General features: G+C 37.6%; 2 protein-coding genes. Both read right to left on the reverse strand.

From position 1 onward, the window contains the following. On the reverse strand, positions 1 to 1,637 hold a 1,637-nt coding region (mnmG, locus tag ABZA26_RS12390), incomplete at its 3' end, for a tRNA uridine-5-carboxymethylaminomethyl(34) synthesis enzyme MnmG (RefSeq protein ID WP_372714825.1). 110 nt (positions 1,638 to 1,747) lie between these two features. Then, positions 1,748 to 2,564 (reverse strand): tRNA modification GTPase (locus tag ABZA26_RS12395; RefSeq protein WP_372714826.1); only part of this gene is annotated, 817 nt, incomplete at its 5' end.

A 2,564-nucleotide genomic window follows, 5' to 3' on the forward strand; every position in this document is an offset into this window, starting at 1 on the left:
ACTTCATATTTTATTATTGTCTCTATCTGATTTTTTACAAAATCCGGAAAATCCTGAATCTCTGTTATATGGGCCAGATCTTCATAAGATACATTTTTAAATTTTAGTATCTCACTCACAGGCACACCTTTTACAATTCTCTGCTTCTCACCCTTTTTTTCAAGAAGTTCGTTTGCCTTAGATATAGATATACTTTCCTGTTTGAGTCTCTCTACTTCTAAATCTATATCCCCTATACACTTTTCCAGATACTGGATTTTATCTTCTGGCATTATACCTATCTCTCTCGCCTTATGCAAAAGCCTCATAAAAGCATTATCAAATCTTAGAGTAAGTCTGTATTCAGCTCTTGATGGGAGAACTCTGTATGGTTCCGGAGTTTTCTTGTGTATTATATCGTCTATGAGAACCCCTATATAGGCTTCACTTCTGTCTATTATTACAGGATCTTTTCCATCTGCTTTTCTTGCGGCATTTACTCCTGCCATGAATCCCTGGGTAGCTGCTTCTTCATATCCTGAAGTTCCGTTTATCTGTCCTGCAAAATATAAATTCCTTACCTTTTTATTTTCAAGGCTGGGATACAGCTGGTAGGCAGGAGCATAATCATATTCCACAGCATAACCATATCTCATTATCTCTGCATTTTCAAGTCCTGCTATTGTCCTCATCATTTTTTCCTGAGCAAATGGTGGCATGGCAGTAGTCAGTCCGTTTACATAGAGCTCATTTGACTCCATAGATTCCATCTCTAAAAATATCTGATGATCTTTTTTTTCTGGAAAATTAAGAACCTTTCTGTCCAGTGAAGGACAGTGTCTTGGACCGTGTGTGTTTATTACTCCGGTAACTATAGGGGAGAACTGAAGAAGCTCCCTGGCCACATCTATTGTTTTTTCAGTTGTGTGAGTCAGCCAGGTTGGAACAGTTCTGTTTTTTTCTTTTTTAGTGAAGAGAGAAAAGAAATTTGGATTCTCTTCTCCGTGCATCTCCTTTAGTTTTGAAAAATCCACTGTTCTTTTATCTATTCTAGGAGGCGTAGCAGTTTGATATCTTTCCAGATAAATTCCATTTTCCAGAAGACTTTCAGAAAGTCTTTCTGCAGAGGCTTCCCCCTGTCTTCCTGCTGGATAAACTACATCTCCTATTACAACTTTAGCCTTTAAAAATGTACCTGTAGCCAGCACTACACTCTTTGCTTTGTACTCTATTCCAAGGGATGAAACGACTCCTTTTACATGTCCATCCTCAGTAATAATTTCATCTATAGTCTCTTGAATAACCTCTAAATTAGGTGTATTTTCTATTATTTCCTTCATCTTTACTCTGTACCAATACTTGTCCGCCTGACCTCTTGTTATCCTGGCAGCAGGACCCTTGCTTGTATTCAGATGCTTCAGCTGAAGATTGTATTTATCTGTGTGTCTTCCTATTTCTCCTCCAAGAACATCTACTTCTGCCACAAGATGACTTTTCCCTGGTCCCCCTATTGATGGATTGCAAGACATCATTGCTATATTATCAAGATACATTGTAAACATGGCTGTCTTTTTGCCAAGTCTTGCTGAAGCAAGGGCAGCTTCACATCCTGCATGACCACCGCCTACGACTACAACATCAAATTCCATCTTATTCATGAGCTAAAATCTCCTTTTTATTATTGTACATGTACATAAATAAAAGGAGTATAATACCCCTTTTATCTTTGCTATTAAAAGAAAATTACCGCAGATTTATCTGCGGCAGTTTATTTCCCTACACAAAAATTGCTGAAAACATGATCTAGAAGATCCTCTGTAGATATCTCCCCTGTAACTTCAGATAGTGAATCAAGAGCCTCTTTTAGATCCACTGCCATAAGGTCCATAGGTAACCCCATGTTTATTGTTTCCAGTATATTTTCCACTGCCTGCTTTGTCTTTTCCAAAGCTGACCTGTGTCTTACATTTGTGATTATAAGTTTTTGGGAGCTATCCTCTACCTGTCCTGAAACTATATATTTATAGATTTCATCCTCCATGTTGGAAATTCCCAGATTCTCAGTTGCAGATATTTCTATCCATTTACCGACCTTATTCAAAGGGGTCAGATCAAGTTTTCTTTCCATATCTATCTTATTTAAGATACCTATCACTTTATCTGCCTTAAGCTGATCGTGGACTTTTATATCTTCCTCTTCTAGCTCTCTTGAGCCGTCGACTACAAATAGTATAAGATCAGCTTTATCTATTAGTTCCTCTGATTTTTTTACACCTATATTTTCAATAACGTCATCTGTAGCTCTTATTCCTGCAGTATCTACTAGGATAAGAGGTATTCCTTTTAGGTTTATTACTTCCTCTATCATATCCCTTGTTGTTCCGGCTATATGCGTTACTATCGCTCTTTCTTCTTTTAAGATTGTATTCAGAAGGCTCGATTTACCCACGTTTGGTTTCCCTACTATGGCGGTTTTTACACCCTCTTTTATCATTTTACCCTTAGCATATGAAGCTATCAGAGTATCAGATGTTTCTAAAACCTCTATCAAATTATCCATTAGGTTATCTGGTAGCGGGTCGTCT

The sequence above is a fragment of the Ilyobacter sp. genome, assembly GCF_041583315.1.
GTDB lineage: Bacteria > Fusobacteriota > Fusobacteriia > Fusobacteriales > Fusobacteriaceae > Ilyobacter.